The sequence below is a fragment of the Clostridium aquiflavi genome (assembly GCF_031344075.1).
Lineage (GTDB): Bacteria > Bacillota > Clostridia > Clostridiales > Clostridiaceae > Clostridium > Clostridium aquiflavi.
Window position 1 is genome coordinate 1 of the sequence record NZ_JAVJAN010000083.1, and the last position, 3,803, is coordinate 3,803.

At 27.8% G+C, this 3,803-nt stretch carries 4 protein-coding genes and 1 riboswitch; all 4 genes read right to left on the reverse strand.

The genetic code is table 11. From position 1 onward, the window contains the following. Positions 1-153 precede the first annotated feature (153 nt). The 4 genes from RGC78_RS15930 to cbiQ all read right to left on the reverse strand — a co-directional run bounded on the left by RGC78_RS15930 (position 154) and on the right by cbiQ (position 3,321). A complete protein-coding gene (locus RGC78_RS15930; RefSeq protein ID WP_252214639.1) occupies positions 154-474 on the reverse strand; it encodes an energy-coupling factor ABC transporter substrate-binding protein in 321 nt (106 codons plus the stop codon). A gap of 2 nt (positions 475-476) precedes the next feature. Beyond that, on the reverse strand, positions 477-1,223 hold the full coding sequence (locus RGC78_RS15935) for an energy-coupling factor ABC transporter permease (protein WP_252214636.1): 747 nt from the start codon (positions 1,221-1,223) through the stop codon (positions 477-479). 144 nt (positions 1,224-1,367) lie between these two features. Then, positions 1,368-1,552: riboswitch (cobalamin riboswitch) on the reverse strand. A gap of 111 nt (positions 1,553-1,663) precedes the next feature. Further along, positions 1,664-2,497, reverse strand: a complete 834-nt coding sequence (locus RGC78_RS15940; RefSeq protein WP_252224548.1) for an energy-coupling factor ABC transporter ATP-binding protein — start codon at positions 2,495-2,497, stop codon at positions 1,664-1,666. Positions 2,498-2,508: 11 nt separating this feature from the next. Continuing rightward, the gene (cbiQ, locus tag RGC78_RS15945) at positions 2,509-3,321 is read right to left on the reverse strand and encodes a cobalt ECF transporter T component CbiQ (RefSeq protein ID WP_309556947.1); all 813 of its coding nucleotides are present in this window, start codon (positions 3,319-3,321) and stop codon (positions 2,509-2,511) included. Positions 3,322-3,803 lie beyond the last annotated feature (482 nt).

Genomic DNA, 3,803 nt, shown 5'->3' on the forward strand with positions numbered 1-3,803 from the left:
AATTTTATATTGGGAGCAAGCTAAAATGGGACTATACTCATTTTAGCATTCCTAAGTTCAATTACTCAGTCCACTTTGCTTATTCATATATCAACACTCTGCTAAAACATAGCCAATTTATTAAATGATTATTTTATTGAATTTAATTACATATTAACATTCTTTATGACTACCTGTTTGCCATTTCTTTCTCTCTACAAATCTACCCATAAAAAATGCAAAAATTCCGACACCTATACCTGTTTGAACACAGAAAAGAAGGCTTTCTATTTCGCCTGGTAATTCTCCATCAATCCATGTTTCCATAACAGGTGTAAACCAAGGTTCATATTCTCCATGTATTTCTTCTATCATTTCACTTCCAGCATCATCAGATCCACCAAATTCAGCACCCTTTAATGCAAATAGAGGAACTATAGTAATAATTAATGCAATAATTAATAATATTATTACTGTTTTTTTATTTTTACTCATTATTATTTTCCCTCCTTCATAAATCCAATTGATGTTAATTCAGATTTTGCATATGTTTCTAATCCAATAATAACAATAACTGTTAATATACCTTCAACAATTGCAAGTGGTATTTGAGTTGGTGCAAAAACACCTAAAAATTTTATTGCAGAAGCACCTATTCCACCATCTGGTGATGGATAAGCAATAGCAAGTTGTAAGCTAGTAATACAATAAGTAAATAAATCTCCTAAAGATGCTGCTAAGAAAATACCTAACTTTTTATTTACTTTTAACTTTTTGCATATAATATATATTATGTACGATAATATCGGTCCTGCAATTGACATAGAAAAAGTGTTTGCTCCAAGTGTAGTAAGTCCACCATGTGCTAATAAAATTGCTTGAAATATTAATACTATAATTCCTAAAATCCCAACAGCAAATGGTCCAAATAAAATAGCACCAAGACCTGTTCCAGTCATATGAGAGCAACTTCCTGTAACTGATGGAATCTTTAAAGATGATATTACAAATATAAATGCGCCTGACATTGCTAAAATAACTAATGATTTCCTATCTTCTCTTAAAGTTTTTTTAATAGAAAAAAATCCTGCTATTAAAAATGGTAAACTTATAATTCCCCATGATACACAATACTTAACTGGTAAATACCCCTCCATAATATGCATCGCATTTACTGCTGGAGTTATTCCAAATAGCAAAGCAAATATAATAGCGATTTTCTTAATGTTTTTTTGTTCTTTCATTTTATTTCTCCTTTCAAATAAAAAAAGATACCACATTCAATGATTCCCACTCATCAAACTAGCATCATAAATAATCTCTTTAAATAACATTATTAAATAACATTAAAAGAGACTTGTCCATATATAGTCATCTCTCGTAACTATATATATCCGATAAAAAAGGCAGGTCTTCTGACTTAAGAATTATCTCTATATTTTGTCTTCCCAGTTTCCCAGTGACATAATAAAATATAAATCTTCCAATACAGCGGCGGGACCGTAAGAGAATTTCACTCTTTTCCCTATTATCCTGCGGAGAAAACCACAGGCACCTTTTTATAATAATATGGTAATATTTTCATATTACTTTTATAAACAATTTTAATTCTATAGTAAAAGTATTCACATTGTCAACTTAATCTGGTTTAATATCCTATAATTCACATAATTTCAATATAACATTATAACATTTTAATAAATTCAACTATATCCTTAGGATAAATGGAATTATTTCTAATTAAGCCTTTATCTACTAAAATTTCATATACGTCTAGCATAGTAGGACGCTTTAAATTTGCACATTTTATTATTTTATCATCCTTAAATATTTGTAATGGTGTTCCATCTGCTATAATTTCTCCATTAGCAAAAACAATAACACGTTCTGCCCAACGATAAGCGAAGTCTATATCATGAGTAGATATTAAAAGTGTTTTTTTCTCTTCTGATAATTTTTTTAAAACTTCTTCAAGCATAATTGAATTTAAAGGATCTAATGATGCAGTAGGTTCATCAAAAATTATAATTTCTGATTTCATTGCAATAATATCTGCAATACTAACTCTCTTTTTCTCACCACCACTTAAATAATGTGGAGGACGATTCTTAAAATCTGTTAAATTCATATATGATAATGCTTCTTCAACTCTTTCTTTAACTTCTTCTTTAGGTAATTTTAAATTCATAGGACCAAAAGAAACTTCTGCCAAAACAGTTGAAGCAATTATCTGATTATCTGCATCTTGAAATACAATACCCACATTTTTTCTCAATTCATTAAGTTCTTTTTTAGATATTTTTTTCCCTCTATAAATAATATCACCACTTTTAGGTGTTAAAACTCCATTAATATTTAAAAAAAACGTAGATTTACCTGCTCCATTTGATCCAAGAATGGCTACTTTTTCACCTTCATAAATATCAATATTTACATTTGATAATACAGCTTTCTCATTGTTATATTTATAATTTAAATTTCTCACCTGTAAAATCGCATCATTTGAACTTTCATTCATACTCTCTACTCCTATCTAGTTATTAACCACAATATTATTAAACATATCATATAAATTATCGCTAATACTATTTGACTTATTTCTATATTTTTATCTTCTTCTAAAAAATTCATCTCACCATTATAACATCTAGACTCCATTGAATCATAATAAGCATTTGCCTTTTTTAAAGAAACAATCAAAAGATTTCCTGCTGTACTACCAAAAGAATAACAAGATGTTTTAAAATCAACATATCCTAACCTAGATTGTGCTGAATTTTTCATTTTGCATTGTACATCTAGTAAAATAAATATAAATCTATATACCATATTCATTAATTCAATGATAAGTTTTGGTATATGAAGTTTACGTAAAACAGAAATTATTTCACTAGCTGATGTAGATAAAGTCATCATATACATAGCACTTATTGCTCCAAATGCCTTCATCATAATTTTCAATGTTTTTATTATACTTTCATTTGATGAATATAAATAAAACCAGTGAAAATTCAAATTATATTGTCCTAGTGGTCGTGTTGATATTCCTATAGCAATTGCAATACTACCAAGAATCATAAAAAACATTGGTATAGTAAGTAGATGCAAATATTCCCGAAAAAGAATTCCACCTTTGTATATAGTAATAAAAGCCATAGTAAATACAATAGTTAAAGATACATAAAAATTATCTGCAATAATGCAAAATAATAATGTAATAAATGCAAATAATACCTTGAACATAGAATTCCAATGACCTATTTGAGATTGGTATGCATAAAAGTCAATTGAATATATTCCTTCTGAGTGATTATGCGATTTTTCTTTTAATTTAATTTTCATTTTTTCATTCCTATCTCTTAAATTTATTTATTTTCCATTAATATATCCTCCTTTTCATATTTCACATCATAACTATGAAAATTATAGTTATTTAGTAATATCATTGTCAAGCAATGTCATCATCTCTTTATCATGAAATATAATAATACTTTCTATTACATAACTTACAAGTAATAATTTGTTTTCTTAGCTCTGTTTTAAATGAATGTTGATATATGCAATAGGTAAAGGGGCATTGTAATTGGACTTTGAGCATTGTTAAGTGAGAATCTAAATTTTATATTTAGATTTTCGAACTTACTCAGCGAAGTCGAGTTTCCTTTCAATATTGTCACATTTACTGCTTGTCAAAAGTAAGTGTCCAAATTTTACATTTGGAAACACGAACTTTCACACAGTACAATTTTATATTGGGAACAAGCTAAAATGGGACTATACTCATTTTAGCATTCCTAAGTTCAATTACTCAGTCCACTTTGCTT